Source organism: Paenibacillus sp. VCA1, assembly GCF_031583795.1.
Classification (GTDB): Bacteria; Bacillota; Bacilli; order Paenibacillales; family Paenibacillaceae; genus Paenibacillus_AQ; species Paenibacillus_AQ albilobatus.
Genome location: NZ_JAVLSX010000003.1, coordinates 369,168 through 387,747, shown reverse-complemented (window position 1 = coordinate 387,747; position 18,580 = coordinate 369,168). Strand labels below are relative to the sequence as shown.

General features: G+C 53.3%; 14 protein-coding genes. 11 read left to right on the top strand and 3 right to left on the bottom strand.

Annotation, left to right across the window (positions count from 1 at the left end; all coding sequences use genetic code 11):
* Positions 1-73 precede the first annotated feature (73 nt).
* Positions 74-3,535 (top strand): S-layer homology domain-containing protein, encoded by a 3,462-nt coding sequence (locus tag RJP21_RS08325; RefSeq protein ID WP_310858876.1) that lies wholly within the window; start codon positions 74-76, stop codon positions 3,533-3,535.
* Between the two features lie 266 nt (positions 3,536-3,801).
* Positions 3,802-4,629, top strand: a complete 828-nt coding sequence (locus tag RJP21_RS08320; RefSeq protein ID WP_310858875.1) for a sugar phosphate isomerase/epimerase family protein — start codon at positions 3,802-3,804, stop codon at positions 4,627-4,629.
* Positions 4,630-4,748: 119 nt separating this feature from the next.
* Here the strand turns inward: RJP21_RS08320 and RJP21_RS08315 are convergent, their stop codons facing one another.
* From RJP21_RS08315 to RJP21_RS08305, 3 genes are all read right to left on the bottom strand, one after another.
* Entirely contained in the window at positions 4,749-5,267 is a 519-nt protein-coding gene (locus RJP21_RS08315; protein ID WP_310858874.1) for a hypothetical protein, read from the bottom strand.
* A 70-nt stretch (positions 5,268-5,337) separates the two neighbouring features.
* Positions 5,338-6,501: a hypothetical protein gene (locus RJP21_RS08310; RefSeq protein WP_310858873.1), complete on the bottom strand. Its 1,164-nt coding sequence runs from the start codon at positions 6,499-6,501 to the stop codon at positions 5,338-5,340.
* 163 nt (positions 6,502-6,664) lie between these two features.
* Positions 6,665-7,708 (bottom strand): C40 family peptidase, encoded by a 1,044-nt coding sequence (locus RJP21_RS08305; RefSeq protein ID WP_310858872.1) that lies wholly within the window; start codon positions 7,706-7,708, stop codon positions 6,665-6,667.
* A 382-nt stretch (positions 7,709-8,090) separates the two neighbouring features.
* On the opposite strand from RJP21_RS08305, the gene RJP21_RS08300 reads away from it, so the two are divergent.
* From RJP21_RS08300 to RJP21_RS08260, 9 genes are all read left to right on the top strand, one after another.
* Entirely contained in the window at positions 8,091-9,152 is a 1,062-nt protein-coding gene (locus tag RJP21_RS08300) for an LLM class flavin-dependent oxidoreductase (protein ID WP_310858871.1), read from the top strand.
* A gap of 159 nt (positions 9,153-9,311) precedes the next feature.
* Positions 9,312-10,271 carry a bile acid:sodium symporter family protein gene (locus tag RJP21_RS08295; protein ID WP_160042934.1) on the top strand — a complete coding sequence of 320 codons (960 nt, stop codon included), beginning with the start codon at positions 9,312-9,314 and terminating at the stop codon, positions 10,269-10,271.
* 238 nt (positions 10,272-10,509) lie between these two features.
* A complete protein-coding gene (locus RJP21_RS08290) occupies positions 10,510-11,487 on the top strand; it encodes a ring-cleaving dioxygenase (protein ID WP_310858870.1) in 978 nt (325 codons plus the stop codon).
* A 169-nt stretch (positions 11,488-11,656) separates the two neighbouring features.
* Positions 11,657-12,607, top strand: a complete 951-nt coding sequence (locus tag RJP21_RS08285) for an aminoglycoside phosphotransferase family protein (RefSeq protein ID WP_310858869.1) — start codon at positions 11,657-11,659, stop codon at positions 12,605-12,607.
* A gap of 318 nt (positions 12,608-12,925) precedes the next feature.
* Positions 12,926-14,539 carry an ABC transporter substrate-binding protein gene (locus tag RJP21_RS08280; RefSeq protein ID WP_310858868.1) on the top strand — a complete coding sequence of 538 codons (1,614 nt, stop codon included), beginning with the start codon at positions 12,926-12,928 and terminating at the stop codon, positions 14,537-14,539.
* A 299-nt stretch (positions 14,540-14,838) separates the two neighbouring features.
* Positions 14,839-15,792: an ABC transporter permease gene (locus tag RJP21_RS08275; RefSeq protein WP_310858867.1), complete on the top strand. Its 954-nt coding sequence runs from the start codon at positions 14,839-14,841 to the stop codon at positions 15,790-15,792.
* A 4-nt stretch (positions 15,793-15,796) separates the two neighbouring features.
* Positions 15,797-16,642 (top strand): ABC transporter permease, encoded by an 846-nt coding sequence (locus RJP21_RS08270; protein WP_310858866.1) that lies wholly within the window; start codon positions 15,797-15,799, stop codon positions 16,640-16,642.
* Positions 16,643-16,680: 38 nt separating this feature from the next.
* Positions 16,681-17,694 (top strand): ABC transporter ATP-binding protein, encoded by a 1,014-nt coding sequence (locus RJP21_RS08265; RefSeq protein ID WP_310858865.1) that lies wholly within the window; start codon positions 16,681-16,683, stop codon positions 17,692-17,694.
* Positions 17,691-18,578 carry an ABC transporter ATP-binding protein gene (locus tag RJP21_RS08260; RefSeq protein WP_310858864.1) on the top strand — a complete coding sequence of 296 codons (888 nt, stop codon included), beginning with the start codon at positions 17,691-17,693 and terminating at the stop codon, positions 18,576-18,578. Before RJP21_RS08265 ends, RJP21_RS08260 begins: the two co-directional genes overlap by 4 nt.
* Positions 18,579-18,580: the final 2 nt, after the last annotated feature.

Genomic DNA, 18,580 nt, shown 5'->3' with positions numbered 1-18,580 from the left:
AGAATTCCGTCGAGGAGTCAACCACCAAGAGCAAGGCGATTTCTCCGAAAACATGATTGGGGGACGAGAGATCGTGTCTACACGAAAAAGTAAGTTGAAATGGAAAAAGCCGGCGGCAGTATTGTTGACCTGCGTACTAACCGTAGGCGGACTGCCCGTCGGGTTAGCTCCGCTAACGGCAAATGCGGCAGCGGAACCCGCTGTGGCCATCAAGACGTCGGATGGGACAACCAGCGTAAACTACGACAGAAATGGATCGGCCCAAAGCGTAATCATCGACAAAGATTTGTCCATCGATTACAATCAGCCTTTGGATGCGGCAACGGTTCTCATTGAAGGATTTGTACCGGGGGACGTGCTGAAATTTACGGATACCAACGAAATCAAGGGCGTCTATACCGCCAAAAACGGGATCCTTAAATTAACGGGGGCCGCGACCGCCCAGCAGTACATCGATGCGCTGAACAGCGTTCTGTTTACGCCTGCTTCAGGCAAGGTGTCGGACAGAACCATTAAGTTTTCGCTTGGCAGCGCGCTGCCGTTTGACGGGAACGGGCATTTTTATGAATATATCAAAAATGTCGTAAACGGTCAGGAAACCGCAATTACCTGGGCTAATGCAAAAGCAGCCGCTGAAAACAGGAATTACTTCGGGCGTCAAGGTTATCTCGTGACGATCACCGACCAAGAAGAAAATAACTTCGTAACGGAAAAAGCGCAAGGCCTCGGCTGGATTGGTGCGGAGGATATTCAAAGAAAAGGCGGGCAACCGCGAAATACCGGGGATTGGCGTTGGGTTACAGGCCCTGAAGGTGAAAGGGACAACAAAAACGGATTGCAATTTTATACAGGGTACTATCAGATAGCCCACAGTGCGGTTGGATATGCCAATTGGGATGCCGGCGAGCCAAATGACACTGGCGGCAACGAATATGTTGCCCATATTTTCGGGCCGGACTCGGGTGCTAAGACCGGGAAGTGGAATGACTACGCCCCCAACAATGCAGGCGTAAAAGGCTATATTGTCGAGTACGGCGGCATGGATAACGATAACAATATCCAAATCAGCGCCACCAAAACGGTCAACTTCGTCGATGTCACCGATTTGAACCAGGAGATCAAAACCGGCGACGCTTTGAATCAAGCGGATTATGACGACAACAGCTGGAAGGATTATGAGCGTGCTTTGGAAAAAGCACAAAACATTCTGAACCAAACCAGCAAAACCCAAGCCGATGTCGATGCGGCTGCGGAAACTTTGAAAAAGGCGCAAGACAGCCTGAAGCTCAAGCTGGAGGTCACAAAACCGGGCGGCGACACCGTTTATACGGCAAAACCTGCGTTTAGCGGCGTATCCGCTCCTGGCGCGACGGTAACGGTCGCTGTCTATGACGAAGCCGGCAACGTTGTTGGACAACCGGTCGAGGTGACCGCCGGCCCGAACGGGGAGTGGTCCTACGTTCCCGAACCGGGATTAAAAGACGGCAAATACACCTACGAAGTCAGCGCGAAAAAGGATCAGCTCGAGACCACGACAGGACGCAAAGATTTGACCGTCAATACGGTTTTGCCCGAACTCTCCATCGATGGACCTGCCATCGAGAAAGTAACGTCCGCGCAGCCGGAAATTACAGGTTCAGCCGAACCGGGCGCCACGGTAACCGTTGCCGTCTACGATGAGTCCGGGACTCAGATCGATGTGCAGAACGTGACGGCCGATCCAAACGGCAACTGGAGCTTTACGCCATCCAAGCCGCTGGAAAACGGAAAAAATTATAAAGTAGAAGCAGCAACCGAAAAAGACACCAAGGTGTCCAAAGCCGCAAAAGAAATTCAAGTCGACACCACGGATCATACCGCGCTTGCCGGGCTGGAGGTAAACAGCTGGGACGGAACGAAAATCCCGTTGTCTCCACCATTTAATGGCGCGACAAAATATCAGGCTTCCGTTACGAACGATGTGTACAGCGTGACGATCAACCCTGAGCTGTTTGATCCGAATTCCAAAATCGAAATCTCGCTCAACGGCAGTCCGTTCACGGAAACGGCTAATGGCACGGCAAGCGACAAGCTTCCGCTGCATGCAGGCGAGAATACGATCGTCGTCCGCGTAACGGATGCGGATAACAATGTTAAAGAATATACCATTACGATCTATAGAGAATTCAGCGGAAGCAATGGCGGCAACAACGGCAACAACGGCAACAACGGCAACAACGGCAACAACGGCAACAACGGCGGCGGAAGTACGACAAGCCCAACGCCTGCACCGCCATCCGGCAATTCCGGTATTGATACGTCCGTAAACGGTAACGATACGCCGTTTGCCACAGGCAAAACGACCACAACCGATAATGGAAAGCAAACGTCGGTTCAAGTCGACTCTTCCAAACTGAACGATATTTTATCGGGCGGAAATGGGCAAAAGCTTGCCATCCAATCCCCGAATGAAGGCAACCTGAGCGTCGACGGTTTGACGGCAGCCGATGTACAAAAACTGGCCGATAAAAAAGCCAGCCTTGAAATCGGCAATCAGCTCGCCATTTACCCGGTTCCCGGCGGACAGCTGGATGTGAGCAAAATCGCTCAGCAGCTGGGCAACGCGGCAGCAGGCGATATCGCCGTGCATATCGACATTAAACGTTCTGCGGATGCCGTCATCGCAAACGCCAAAAACCAGGCGAAATCCAAAGGATACGACCTGGTGGTGGATCCGGTCGACCTGGACATGACCTTTACGCATAACGGCTCTACGGTAAGATCCGGGCAATTAAACGGATATGCCGTAAAATACATCGCGCTGCCGGAAGGCGTCGATCCGAACCGGATTACGACCGGCGTCGTCGTCAACCCTGACGGAACCGTATTCCATTTGCCGACGGTTGTGACGAAAATCGGCAACCGTTATTATGCGGAAATTCATGACCTGCGCAGCAGCGGTACCTATTCGGTCATTTGGAATCCTCAAGATTTCGATGACGTAAGAAGCCACTGGGCGCAGCGCAATGTCAACAATATTGCGGCTCGGCTTGATTTGGAAGGAAACGGCGACAACACGTTCTCGCCCAACCGCAACGTAACCCGTGCCGAATTTGCGGAGATTGTTGTTTTGGGCCTTGGACTGATGCGCCAAGAGGGGCCGAAAAATACGTTCAATGACGTGCATTCCGACGCATGGTACCGCAGCGCGATCTCCATTGCCAGCGAATTTGGCATCGTCCTCGGTTATGATGACGGCGCGTTCCGCGGCAATCAGAACATCACGAGAGAAGAAGGCATGGCGATGATTGCCCGCGGATATCAATTGATTCGCCCGGGCCATACGATCGGCGAATCGGAGATCAACAGCCTGCTTTCGGGATACGGGGATGGATCCAAGGTAGCCAAATGGGCTAAACCTTCCGTGGCGACCTTGCTGTCCGAGGACGTGGTCCAAGGCAATGCGAAGGAACTTGGCCCCAAATCTCCAATGACGCGTGCCGAGACGGTAGCATTGATGGAGCGTTTACTGAAAGTAACGAAATTGATTGACTAAGCAATAGATTTACGAACCGATTTTCAATCGAAGCAGCCCTCGCATGTTATTGCGGGGGCTGTTTTTACGTTGGTGAACTGTTACTGAAAACAGTGTTAGGTTTAGGTTGTTTTCTAGGAGAAATAAAGGTGATTCCCAAGGCACAGCGGTGTAAGATAGGAGTAACCGGCGGGACCACCGAATCCAGCAGACTGTACATGTCAAAGACCGCCGATCTTCCGAGAAATACACCATGACTATAAATTTTGAATGGAGGATCAAACGCGATGGCGATCAATCCTGCGGAATGGAAGCTGGGTACGTATTGGGACGACAAGGAGCCGCATACTCTTGAACAGATCAAGGAGGCCGGTTTTGCCTGCATCGAACTGAACTTGGATAACTACAAGGCGCCTTCGGACACCGTGACAATCGACAATTTTGCGCGATATGACCGCGCTGTGCAAACAGCCAAGGATTTGGGACTCGAAATATGGTCGGTACACCTGCCGTTCGGCAGCTTGTGGGATATTTCCGATCTGGACGACGCGGTGCGCGAGCCGGCTCTCGAAGGAAATATCGAGATCATGGATTGGGCCAAGGGCTGGGGGGCTGAGGTTCTTGTCATTCATCCGAGCTTTGAGCCGATTCCGGATGGGGAGCGCGCAGAGCGGCTTGCCAGAGCCAGTGAATCCATCCGCCTATTGACCGGGGAGGCCGTGAAGCAGGGGCTGCGCCTGGCCGTAGAGGACCTTCCGCGTACTTGCCTGGGAAACAATGCGGCGGAAATCGCGGCGATGATTAAGGAAGCCCCGGAAGCGGCGGTGTGCTGTGATACGAACCATCTTCTGACCGAAACGCCGGAAGATTTTATCCGCTCTATCGGCAGCCGCATCCGGACGCTGCATGTTTCCGACTATGACGGCGTGGACGAACGGCATTGGATTCCCGGTCGCGGTATCGTACGCTGGGGGGAAGTGATGCGTGCGCTCGTCGACAACGGATACAACGGTCCGTTTATGTTTGAAGCTGACTACGAAAACCCCAGGGAGGTTGTTGCAAGCTTCCGTGCCATTTTGGACGCCTACAGCGAGGCAGATCTAAGAGAGCAATAACGAGAATCCTTGGCGAAAAAGGGAACTGCCAAACCATTTCAGACCGTTTAAAAGCTAAAGGGCACCCGTCGGGTGCCCTTCATGGCCTTTACATTTCAATCGATATCCATCCAAACGTTTTATTGATTTTGCGGTATAAACTCGTACCTGTATTTTTCGAACGAGGAAGATGAGTAATACGTGTCAATTTCCTTGACTTCGCCGGGTTCGATGGTCAGCTTTTCGTAAGTTTTCCGATCCAGCTCTTTGTCCTGCTCGTCATAGGTTGTGACAATCAGGGTTCCGGTGAAACGGTATGAATCATTGTAATTTCCGGCGTAAAACTTGATTTTGAACGAGTCGTCATTTTGGAACGACCCGGCAGCAAGCGCCAAACGGTCGATATCGCGCACGGAACCGCCGAGCTGCTGCATTTTATATTCATAGTGGCGCGCGACCTCGCCGCGCATCTTCATTTCCATGGATTTTTCGTTATACGTGATCGTTGCGATGGGAATCGTCGTGACGATGTACAGCAGGACGACCGCCCCGAATCCGCTGCGCAGCACCACGCGCCGTTCATACCCGCCCGCAATGAGCGCCACCCAGGCGATCACGATGAGGGCAAGGGTAATCCAATGCCACTTGGAAAAAAACATCTCCGTAAATAGCGACAGCGCAGACGCCTCCTTTCATTTTGCTTTATTTCACACCGACCCGCTTTTTTCGTTAAGGGCGTCTCCCGCGTTTTTTGCGAATCCAGTAAAGGATACCGAAGACGGGCCAGATGGCAAACGCCGTGAACACGCCGGCCGTCAACATGGAGATATAATACTCTTCGCCGATCCCGGCATCGGTCTCCGGCATGAATGCGCCGATAAGTGCCCATCCCAGAAATAATGCGATGGCATAACGGAGAGGAACCCAGAACGTCAGGCGTTTTGCCAAAAACAGATAGATCAGTCCGCCCGCGAGCGAAACCGCAAAGCTGATGCCGAAGCCGTCCGAAGAAATGCTCCCTTTAAAGGAGAACTTGAGAAAGGCATAAACGAAAGCGAACAACAGCGCAAAAATGACCAGCGTGGTCCACTGCGGCTTGAATCTTTGAATCCCCGCGGGAGGCCGTTCCCCGGCTTCTTGCTGTGGAGCGGTGCCGTCTGCGCCGCCGGCTTCCTCCGGTCTGCTTTGTTCGATTTCGCTAACCAGCTGCTCCAATTCTTTTTGCAAGTGGTGGTGAAAAGGAAACGGCCTCGAATTGGATTCGTCTTCAAGCAGCCGCAGCTGCTCTTCTTCCGGCAAGGCGCCTGGCAGCACGGCGGTTGCCCAAATGGGAATGTCCCGGCTTTGCAGCTCTTTCAGCCACTGTTCGGCGTCGAAATATTCGTAAAAAGGAACACCCAGCACGCGACGGTTCGTTTCATCCCGGTAAACGACGTTAACCATCGGCAAAATGTGATACGTCGGTTGCTGTTCATTGAATTTGCTTTTTCGGTAGGCATAGTGGTACAGCGCGACGTAATAAGAAACGTAAATCCGTTCAATCCGGTCCAACGGGACGGCCCCTTCGCTGGCCTTGGTGTCGGGATGATGGTAGATCCGGTATTCGATCCGGTCGCGGTACAGTCTGTACCGGCTGAGAAGACGGTTTTTGCGGATTGCGGACCGCAGGTAGCGGACGGAGAACCGGATAAGCCACAAGCCCGGCACCAGCAGGACGAGGAGCAAGAAGGCCCATGATTGGAACCGGTAGGCCAAATAAAGCGGGCCGATGACAAGCGCGGCGCCGAGCGCAAGCACGAACGTCATGACCTCGAAGGTCAATATCCAGTAAAAAGGTTCCATACGCCGATCGGCTCGTTCATGAATGCAATCCTGATCGGTTGACAAAATCAATCATTTCCCTCCCATCCCATGTGGTTTTCAGAGTACATATGCCTATATACGGAAAAATCGGGTTCAGGTTACATGCAAAAAATACGCCGAAAAAGCTTAGGTACCGGGAAAAAGAAAAAGAGCCGTCCGCAGACGGCCCTTCATACTGTACAAGGACAGAAGCCTAAAACACTCTCCGCGCGGTGACGAACCGTTTTTTCCACTGTCCGTCAAAGGCTTCCATGTGAACGCCCAATTCTTTGGAATAGGTGTGCAGGATTTGGTTATTGCCTGCGTAGATGGCCACATGGCCGATCGGCAAATCACGCGCGGAGAAAAAGAGCAGGTCCCCTTTGCGCAGCTGATCCAAAGGAACTTCTTTGCCGACCTTGGCCTGTTCATACGACACGCGCGGCAGATCGATCGAAAGCGTGTCCTGGAACACGCGTTTGACGAAGGAGGAGCAATCGAACGTTTTCGTCTGATCCGGTGAAGCCCCGAAAACATACGGCGCGCCCCAAAAGGTTTTGCCGTAAGCGATCAGCGCGTCTCCCTGCAGTTCGGCGAGGCTTGGGCTCGTGTAATCGGTGTATTTCGGTTTGGCGGATATGTATCCGATGCGGTTGTCCGGCGTTTGCACCTTCAGCCACGAGGCATTGACCTCCTGAAGGACATGAACCTTTGTTCCGGCGTTCAGCATGGAAAGCGAAGCGCCTTTATCGACGTCGGGCTTGTCCCGCAGATTTACTCCCCATAAAATGGACGTTTCGGCGTCGATCGCCGAGGTGATGCGGACCGTCCGCGCGTTTTGGTCCCACTTGACGGTGCTTCCGAACGCCTCGCTGACAAAACGCAGCGGGATCAAGGTATACCCGTCCGCAATTTGACCGGGAACCGCGACGGATAAAGTTTTTCCGTTTAAGGAAGCGGCATGTTCGCCAATGCGGTACACCAGCGTCATATTCCCTTTTTGGGCCGTGACCGTTTTGGTGGCGTTATCCCAGGTTAATTTGGCGCCTTCCGCCTCAAACAGCCCGCGCATCGGAACGAGCAAGGTACCGTTTACGTTGTAAGGCTCCACTTCAGTCTGAAGCTGGCGCCCGTCCAGAAAAATCGATACCGGCTTGGCTTCTTCCTGAACATAAGCCGCATTTGCCGCATGCGTCGGGGCGGCGTGCAGGAGCGAGGCCGTTAATAGAGAAAGAAGCAACGCTTTGCTTTTTGACATACTTTCATCTCCTTGTTGACTGATGTTAAGAGTTCCCAACATTTCTCTTCGTATAGTTGGACGACGTCATGCTGAATTGGTTTTGTACCAAATGATGGAAGATGGGGTGGCAAGGCTCAGCCTTCGCGTGTTTAAATAAAACGTTTGATAATTGGAAGACAAAGGGGGGGGGGCGGGTTGGACATCGCAAAAATAGCAGGCATGGCCATGTTTCCCAGCCCGGTTCATTTTACGAGGAAGCTAAGCCATCATAATATATAGAAGAAAATCCGATGCTTGAAAAACTCCGCCAAATAGTTCAATATGAAGATATCAATTATTAAAATACATATGTTTAAGCTGCCTGGCGGCGAAACATATATGGATAAGGGAGGGGCTGCCCATGGAGATCGGAATCAGTACTTTTGCGGAAACGACGCCGGATGTTCGCACCGGCAAGGTGCTCAGCCATGCCGAGCGCATTCGGGAGGTCGTGGAGGAAATCATTTTTGCGGATCAGGTGGGGCTTGACGTCTTTGGCGTCGGAGAGCATCATCGGAAGGACTACGCCGTTTCTTCGCCGGCGATGGTGCTTGCGGCGGCGGCGCCGCAGACGAAGCGGATTCGGCTGACGAGTGCGGTGACGGTGCTGTCATCCGCGGATCCGGTTCGGGTATTCCAGGACTTCGCCACGCTGGACGGCATTTCGAATGGACGGGCCGAAATCATGGCAGGCAGAGGGTCTTTTATCGAATCGTTCCCGCTATTTGGTTATGATCTGAACGATTACGACGAGTTGTTCGATGAGAAATTGGAGCTGCTGCTTAAGATCAGGGCTTCGGAGAAGGTGACCTGGAAGGGCGGACACCGGCCGGCAATCCACGATCGCGGCGTCTATCCGCGGCCTGTTCAGGATCCGCTTCCGGTTTGGATCGGGAGCGGCGGCAACCAGGAGTCGGTCGTGAGGGCGGGTCTTCTGGGCCTGCCGCTCGTATTGGCGATTATCGGCGGCAGACCGACGCAGTTTGCGCCGCTGGTACAGCTTTACAAAAGAGCGGCCGCTCATGCGGGACATGACGTTTCGAAGCTGCCCGTCGCCTCCCATTCGCATGGTTTCGTCGCGGAGGATACGGAGCTTGCTGCGGATAAATTTTTCCCCTCGACGCAATACAGCATGAATATTCTCGCCCGGGAGCGGGGCTGGGGCCCTTATGACCGCAGCAGCTTCGATATGGCGCGCAGCTTCGAGGGCGCGCTGTATGTCGGCGATCCGGAGACGGTGGCCCGGAAAATCATCCACCTCCGCAAACGGGTGGGCGTTACCCGCTTTTTCCTGCACGTGCCTGTAGGCAGCATGCCGCATGAGGACGTGATGAAAGCCATTGAGCTGCTCGGAACGAAGGTCGCGCCGATCGTGCGCGAGGAAGTAGCGAAATGGGAAGCGGCGGGCGAACCGCAGGAATAAAATCGGAGAGAGGGGCATGATGCCTCTCTTTTTTCATTTGGTCTTAGTTCAGTCGGCAAGTCATTATATGAAATTTTTACCATTGTCAATTTCTTCATATCGGCGTAAAATGATGCCTAATACTCTACGTTGACGTGACATGGGAAGTGAGGTTAGGCTATGAACGCCGTAGCAAAAGTAAGCCGTTTTGTCGGAGGAACGTTTTCCGTCTGGGTCATTTTGTTCGCTTGTTTCGGTTTTTTTATGCCCGAGGTCTTTACCCCTTTAAAGGGGTACGTATCTCTTTTTCTAGGCATCGTGATGTTCGGCATGGGGCTCACGTTGTCTTCCGCCGACTTCCGTGAAGTATTCCGCCGTCCGCTTGAAGTGCTGATTGGCGTCGTCGGCCATTTTATTATCATGCCGCTGCTTGCTTACGTGCTGGCGCTGGTGCTGAATTTGCCGCCGGACATCGCCGTGGGCGTCATTCTCGTCGGCTGCTGCCCAAGCGGTACGGCGTCTAACGTGATGACGCTGCTCGCGAAAGGCGACGTCGCGCTGGGCGTATCGATCGCGTCCGTGTCGACGCTGGTCGCTCCGCTGGCCACGCCGGCTTTGATCAGCCTGCTGGCGGGTCGCTGGATGCCGATTGACGCCGGCGCGCTGATCAAGGATATTTTGACGGTTGTGATCTTGCCGATCATTCTCGGCGTCATCGTCAAGGCTTTGTTTAAAAAACAGGCCGAAGCAAGCGCCCAAGCCCTTCCGCTCGTATCCACGCTGGCGATCGTGCTCATTGTGGCGATTGTCGTCAGCGGCAGCAGAACGAAAATTATCGAGAGCGGGCTGCTGATTTTTGCCGTCGTTATCCTGCACAACTTGCTGGGTTATGCGCTGGGTTATTTGTTCGCCAAGCTGTTCCGAATGAACCTAAGCAAACGCAAAGCGGTATTGTTCGAAACCGGCATGCAAAACTCCGGCCTCGGGGCGACGCTCGCTTCGGCGCATTTCAGTCCGGTAGCGGCCGTTCCAAGCGCGATCTTCAGCGTATGGCACAACATTTCCGGTTCGCTGCTGGCCACTTGGTTCGCCCGGCGCGCCGATAAAGTTCCGGATTCGAAAGCAAGTCTGACAGAATAACGCGGTTCACGGCAAAAGGCCATCCCTCGAAGGGGTGGCCTTATCTGTCTGGTCTTCAGGCAACCGTGCCGGCCCTTGTCCACATGCCTTTTGACCACCTCGCCGAGGGAGTTGACAATAAGGATCTTGCGTGGTATATTTATCTCGAATTAAAGATTCTTTATTAAAAGTTATCGGCGTCGATTCACATAATTTAAATCCCCCGATTGGGAAAATTAATTTTAAGGAGGAGTTTCACATGAATGGATTAAAAGGAATTCACCACGTCACGGCAATCACGAGCAGCGCTGAAAAAAACTATCGATTTTTCACCTATGTGCTGGGTATGCGTTTGGTGAAGAAAACCGTCAATCAAGACGACATTCAAACGTACCACCTGTTTTTTGCCGACGATAAAGGAAGCGCGGGCACGGATATGACGTTTTTCGATTTTCCGGGCATTCCGAAAGGGGTTCACGGCACGAATGAAATCTCCAAGACTTCGTTTCGGGTGCCCAGCGATGCGGCTCTGGACTATTGGGTAAAACGGTTCGACCGCTTGGACGTCAAGCATTTCGGCATTCAAGAGATGTTCGGGAAAAAGACGCTGTCTTTCGTAGACTTTGACGATCAGCAGTATCAGCTCATCTCCGATGAAAACAACAAGGGCGTACCGTCCGGAACGCCATGGCAAAAAGGACCGATTCCGCTGGAATACGCGATTACGGGTCTTGGCCCGATTTTTGTACGAATCGCAAACTTCGAATATTTCAAAGAAATGCTGGAGAAAGTGATGGAATTCAAGGAAATTGCGAAAGAGGGCTCCTTCCACCTGTTTGAGGTAGGCGAAGGCGGCAACGGGGCGCAGGTCGTCGTCGAATACAATGCCGTGCTGCCGCCGTCCCGCCAAGGCTTCGGCACTGTTCACCATGCGGCTTTCCGCGTCGAGGACCGCACCGTGCTGGAGCACTGGATCAAACGTATGGAACAGTTCGGATTTTCGACTTCCGGTTATGTGAACCGCCACTTCTTCGAATCGCTGTACGCGCGGGTGGCGCCGCAAATTTTGTTCGAGTTCGCGACAGACGGTCCGGGCTTCATGGGCGACGAGCCGTATGAAACGCTTGGCGAAAAGCTGTCGCTGCCTCCGTTCCTTGAGCCGAAACGCGAACAAATCGAAAAGTTGGTTCGTCCGATCGACACTGTACGCAGCACGATTGAATTTACGAAAGAATAATCAACCCCGTGAAGAGGAGTGCATGATCTGATGCGCTTCTCTTTCTTTATGTGTTTTTGCAGGGGGTGCCTGCCAAGACGTCATCTTTCATTATAAATAAACTTTCCCGGGAGAAACGCGCGTTCATCGTTTACAATCCTTCCTAGAAAAACTTGGGGAGGGCTGCGTGGTGAACAAAAAACAAGAACCGAAGGTCGGGCTGGTTTCCGAGCTGGTCCGCCAATATTTGCGAACGACTGACTTTCGCATCGAGAGGGAACGGTCGGGCATCTCCACTTACGTATACCGAATTAATGCTAAAGACGAAGTTTTTTATCTGCGGATTCTTCCGGAGCAGGACATGAGCTTTGCCCCCGAGGTACACGTCCATCAACTGCTTCGAAAAAAAGGCGTGCAGGTTCCGGAAGTGCTCCATTTTGAGCCTGTTCATGAGGAGCTGGGCCTGTCCGTGATGCTGGTGCGGGAAATCCCCGGGGCGCATGCCGGACGGGTAACGTCTCAAGAATCATACGAACGGGTCATGTTGGATGCCGGCAGCCAGATTGCCTTAGTGCACGGGATACCGGTAGAGGGTTTTGGCTGGATCAGGAGAGGGCGGGAGGAAGACAAGTCGGTATTGCGGGGGGAGAATCGTTCTGCGAATGAACAGCTGCTGGAATTTTTGGAGGACGACGTGCAATTTTTATCGGAAAAGCTAATCAACAAAGAGGAGGCTTCCATCATTCGCAGGATCATGGAACGCGGGCTTCCGCTGATGAGCAGATATGAACCGCGGCTCGTTCATGGGGATTTCGACGATTCGCATATTTTCCAGGACAATGGGACCTACACGGGCATCATTGATTTTGGTGAGATTCAGGGAAGCAGCCCTTTATACGATCTGGGGCATTTCAAACTTCACGATGGGCAGCGATATAGAGGATTTCCTGCCTTATTCGAAGGCTACCGAAGCGTCGTTCCCCTGACGGCATGGGATCAGCTGGAGATCGATCTTTGGGCCGTATGGATCGGTGTGAGGAGGTTGGGGATCGTTGCCCGGCGCTCGCCGGATGCCGATTATGTGCACCAATTGCTGAACCGCGTCCGGGAAGTGTTTGGCGTCGTCTCCAGGCAGTTATGATGCAGGTCGGCTTGCAAGCGATCGCGGTACGGCATCAAATACCTGAAAAAGCCCGTCCGGATATGTTGGCTTTGCCGATAAAAGTCGGCGAGGCTTTTTTTCTTATAAAACCACCCAATTTCGACACGAAACTTCGACAAAATTCGAAAATTTGTTATAGCATTTTTTACAGTTTAACACTAAAATAAAGTTAGTAGAGATTTTAGTCAGTTAAAAGACTAAATTGGGAAAAACATGTAGGCATCGGGTAAGGATTGTAATTCCTAGTAATCCGATATACAATTGAAAGCAGTCTACAGAGAGTGGGGGATAAACATCATGCGCAAATATTTTTCGGGGGTCATTATTTTAGCCTTATTGACCATGCTGGTCACGGCATGCTCCGGGGACGCCGGCAATTCGGCAGCGCCTTCGGACGCTTCGTCTTCCGGCGCATCGCAAGCATCCGGCGACCAGCCTAAAGACGGAGGCAATCTGATTATCGGGGTACAGGCTGATCCGGTCATTTTGAACCCGAACTATGCAGGGGACCGCGTCAGCCTGACGATTGACCAAGCCCTTTTTGCACCTCTTTTCCAAGTCAACAACGGCAAAAAGACTTTTTATCTCGCCGACAGCCTGGAGCCGTCCGCAGATAACCTGACATATACACTGAAGCTCAAAAGCGGCCTGACTTGGCATGACGGAGAGAAATTGACGGCGGACGACGTGGTGTTCACCATCGACAAAATTCTCGATCCGAAGCAAAACAGCATGCTCCGAAGCAACTTTATCATTAACGGCAAACCGATCAAGGCGGTAAAAGTCGACGACACGACGGTCGAATTCAAGCTGCCGCAGGTCAGCCCGGCGTTTGAAGCGACGCTTGTACAGGTGACGCCGATTCCGAAGCATATTTTCGAGCATGAAGCGGATATCGAAAAGAGCCCTAAAAACAATGCGCCGATCGGCTCCGGCCCGTTTAAGTTCAAGGAATACAAAACCGGCGAATACGTGACGCTGGAGCGTTTCGACAACTACTTCGGCGGCAAGCCGCACCTGGATACGATCACGTACCGCATTTCCAAGGACGCCAACGCGTCGAACCTCGCCCTGCAAAACGGCGAAATCAACATCAAATACGTTGACCCGCAGGATGCTGCGACGATCGAGGCGACAGGCAATTTCGAAATGAAGAACTACAGCGAAGGCCGTCTGGCTTACATGCTGTTTAACGAAAATAGCGACACGGGCCTGATGAAGAACAAAGAAGTGAGAGAAGGCTTATCTTATGCTTTGAACCGCGAAGAGCTGATTCAAGTGGCCTACACTTCGCCTGATTACGCCGATCCGGCCAAATCCTTCGTGACCCCGGACGGCCTGTATCACGACAACAACGTAACGACGTACGACAACGACGTGGAAAAAGCGAAAGAACTGCTGCAGAAAAACGGCGTCGTCGGCAAAACGCTGCGCTTCATCGTGACAAGCGGCAACAAGGCGCAGGAAGCGATCGCGCTTTACGTACAGCAAAAGCTGAAAGACGTCGGGGTCAACGTGGAAATCCAATCGATGGATGCATCGGCGTTCAGCGACAAGTTTACGAATCCGGAAACCAGCGATTACGAACTGACCGTCGGCGGTTATATCATGGGCTTCGATCCTGACGCATACAGCATTTTGTACACGACGGGAAGCGACTCCAACTATGCGCATTACTCGAACCCGGAAGTAGACAAGCTCTTCCAGGAAGGCGCCGGCGAAGCCGACACAACCAAACGCGGAGAGATCTACAAGAAACTGCAGGAAACGATTGCGGCCGATGCGGTGATCTACCCGATTGCCTATACGAAAACGATCGTGGCCGTGGATAAAAAATTCGGCGGCCTGGACGAAGCGGTGCTGAAGCCGGTCGTGATCTTCGAAGATCCGTCCAAGCTGTACCAGAAATAAGGGTTTCACTCGAATCCGGGCGTCAAGCCCGGGAAGATAGACGACAATGAGGGCCGGTCATCCGGCATCGGATTCGGCGGGAGGACCCGCCTGCCGGTGCCGGAACCAGCTTTATTTTTTTCAACTGCCGTCAGAATCCATTTCATAATGGATAAAACATGCGATAACGAAACGATATATAGACAAATGAACCGTTTTGATCTATATATCGTTTTGATTAAAGCTGCTAACGGTATGATGAAATTGATTCGTCAGTAGGCATATTTAAAATCAGGATGTTAAGCTAGGGGACTAAAAGCATGAAAAGACTGATCGTCAGAAGATTGTTGCAAACCGTGCCGATGCTGTTTTTTGTGTCGATCGTCTGCTTCATTTTGGTGAAAGCGGCGCCCGGGGACCCCGTGCGTTCTTTTGTTACACCGAATATGCATGCGGCGGACATTGAACGCGTCAGGCATAATCTCGGCTTGGACAAGCCCGCATACATTCAATATTTCATATGGCTTAAAAATTGTTTGACGGGGAATTTCGGCTATTCGCTCGTGAACCATAAACCGGTGCTGGGGCAGATTTTGGAGCGCTTGCCCGCAACGGCCGGACTCATGGGATCGGCGATTGCGCTGGCCGTCATTTTGGCGATTCCGCTCGGTTTGGTCGCGGGAGCCAACCGCAACCGCTGGGTGGACAAGCTGGTCAACATGGTCGCTTACATCGGCATTTCGCTTCCTCTTTTTTGGGTGGCGATTTTGCTGATGTACTTTTTCTCCATTAAAATGCACTGGCTGCCAAGCATGGGGATGCGCACGATCGGCATGAATTCCGCGATTGACGTCATCAGGCACGGCATTTTGCCTTGTACGGTGCTGGCGATCGGCTTTTTAACGGTCTATGTACGGTATATCCGTTCCAGCACGATCAGCCAGTTGAAAGAAGACTATGTGCAAATCCAATACGCTTTCGGTTCGGCCAAACGGATCATATTGTTCCGGCATGTGCTGAAACACGTCGTGCTGCCGGTCATTACGCTGGTCGGCATGTCTTTGGGCGATCTGGTTGCCGGGGCGATCGTTACCGAAACGGTATTTTCGTGGCCGGGCATCGGCTCGCTTGGCATGACGGCGGTCAAGGGCATGGATTACCCGATCATTATGGGCATTACGCTGTTTTCGTCGGTTCTCTTGATCCTGGGTAATTTGCTCGCGGATATTTTATACGGCATCGTTGATCCGAGAATTAAAACAACATCGAGGTGATCTCATGAAACGGAGTAAATGGATAAATGTTGCCCGTGAGCTTAAAGGAAACAAGCTGGGGATCGCCGCCGTCATTCTATTATTCATCATCGCGCTGGCCGCGATCTTTGCGTTTCTGTCCTCCAAGGATCCGAACCAGATCAATGCGCTGGAGCGGCTCAAGCCGCCAAGCAAGGCGCATTGGTTCGGCACCGACGATTACGGGCGGGATACGTTCACGAGGGCGCTTTACGGCGGCAGAGTTTCGCTGTCCGTCGGTTTTCTGTCCATGATTTTTGCGACGGTCATCGGCGTAACGGTCGGTATTATCAGCGGATATTTCGGCGGATGGCTTGACGGCCTGCTGATGCGTTTGCTCGATATCATTATGTCGATTCCGTCTTTCCTGATCCTGCTGCTGCTCAGCGTGTATTTAAAACCGAGCGTAGGCAACATCATCGTCATCATTTCGCTGCTGATGTGGATGAGCATCGCCCGGGTCGTCCGGGCGGAGACGATGGCGCTGAAGGAGAGGGAATATGTCCTGTACGCCAAGGCGTCGGGCCAGAGTGCATTCGGGATCATTTGGAAGCATATTTTGCCCGGACTTTTATCGGTCATCATCGTCAGCGCCACCAACAACATCGCTTCGGCGATCATGATGGAGTCGTCCCTTAGCTTTTTGGGCTTTGGCGTACAGGCGCCGGATGCGACATGGGGCAGCATGCTGAACGGGGCGCAGGGTTACGTGGTCAACGCGCCGTATATGGCGCTGTTCCCGGGCTTGCTTATTTTTGTGACCGTGCTTTGCTTCAATATTCTTGGCGATATTCTGCGGATCGGTCTCGAACCGAAGCTTGGCAAAAGATAAACCGCCGGCGTAAGGCGATGAAGGAGTGAGAAACCAAGATGACAAAACAACTGCTAACCGTCGATGGGCTCAAGGTCTCATTCCAAACCAGGGACGGGCAAAACCAAGCGGTGCGCGGCGTCAGCTTTCACGTGGGCGCCGGCGAAACGGTCGGCATCGTCGGTGAATCCGGCAGCGGCAAAAGCGTCACGGCCAAGGCGGTCATGGGGCTGATCGCGCCGCCGGGGAAAATCACGGAAGGCGAAATCCGTTTCCAAGGGGAGGATTTGGGCCGGCTGACGGAACGCGAGTGGCGGAAGCTCCGGGGCAACCGCATCGCGATGGTGTTTCAGGATCCGATGACGTCGCTCAATCCGGTCAAGACGATCGGTTTTCAAATGGCGGAGGTCATCCGCCGCCACCGCGGACTCGGCAAAAAAGAGGCGCTGCAGGAAGCGGTGGACATGCTGCGCAAAGTCGGCATCACCGAGCCGGAGCGCCGCGTCAAGCAATACCCGCATGAATTCAGCGGCGGGATGCGTCAGCGGGTCATGATCGCGATGGCGCTCTCCTGCAATCCGGAGCTGCTCATTGCCGACGAACCGACGACGGCGCTTGACGTGACGATCCAGGCGCAAATCCTCGATTTGCTGAAGCAGCTGAAGGAAGAATCGGATACGGCCGTCCTGCTCATCACCCACGACCTGGGCGTCGTTGCGCAGGTCTGCTCCCGTGTCGTAGTGATGTACGGCGGGATGGTCATGGAAGAAGGAACGGTCGAGGATATTTTCTACCGGACCGGTCATCCGTACACGCAAGGGCTGCTGCGTTCGCTGCCGAAGCGCGTAGGCGCAAACCGTGAGCGCCTCGTGCCGATCGAAGGCTCGCCGCCGGACCTCATCGATCCGCCTCCCGGCTGCCCGTTCCAAGACCGCTGCCCGTACGCGTTCGGCAAATGCTCGGAGCTGCCGCCTGCGGCGGACCTTGGGGAAGGCCACCGTTCCTTGTGCTGGCTCGTACAGGACAAGAAGACGCTGAAAGAGGCGCTAGGTGAGGAGGAGGCAGGCCAATGAGCGAAAAGATCCTGGTTGACGTGCGAAACCTGAAAAAACATTTCACGAAAGGCGGCGAGGTGCTGAAAGCCGTGGACGGCGTCAGCTTTCAAATCCGCAAGGGCGAGACGTTCGGTCTCGTCGGCGAATCCGGGAGCGGCAAATCGACGGTCGGCCGCTGCCTGATCCGACTGTATGATTATACGGACGGGGAAGTTTATTTTGACGGGCAAAACCTGTCGAAGCTGCGGGACAAGCAGCTCAAGCCGTTCCGCCGGCGGATTCAGACGATTTTTCAGGACCCGTATTCCTCACTGAACCCGAGCATGAGCGTGCTGGACTTGATCGGGGAACCGCTTGATATCCACGGCCTTTATAAAAAAGCCGATGAGCGGAAAGAATTCGTGGCCGGCTTACTGGAAAAGGTCGGGCTCAAGCGCGAGCATCTGTACCGTTTCCCGCATGAATTCAGCGGCGGGCAGCGGCAGCGGATTTCGATCGCGCGGGCGCTCTCCGTGCGTCCCGATTTCGTCGTATGCGACGAACCGATCTCGGCGCTGGACGTGTCCGTGCAGGCGCAGGTGGTCAATATGCTGGAAGATTTGCAGGAGGAGTTCGGGCTGACGTACTTGTTTATTGCGCATGATTTGTCCATGGTGCGCCACATTTCCGACCGGATCGGCGTCATGTACAGAGGCCGCCTGGTCGAAGTGGCGGAAAGCGACGAGCTGTACGACAATCCGCTGCATCCATATACGAAGGCGCTGCTGTCGTCCATCCCGATTCCCGATCCGCGTACGGCAAACGAAAAAATGGCCGTGAAATACGAGGTGCCTACAGCCAAAGACGGCGAAGTGCCTGAGCTGCGTGAAGTGAGTCCGGGCCACTTTGTGGCAGATCATTAAAA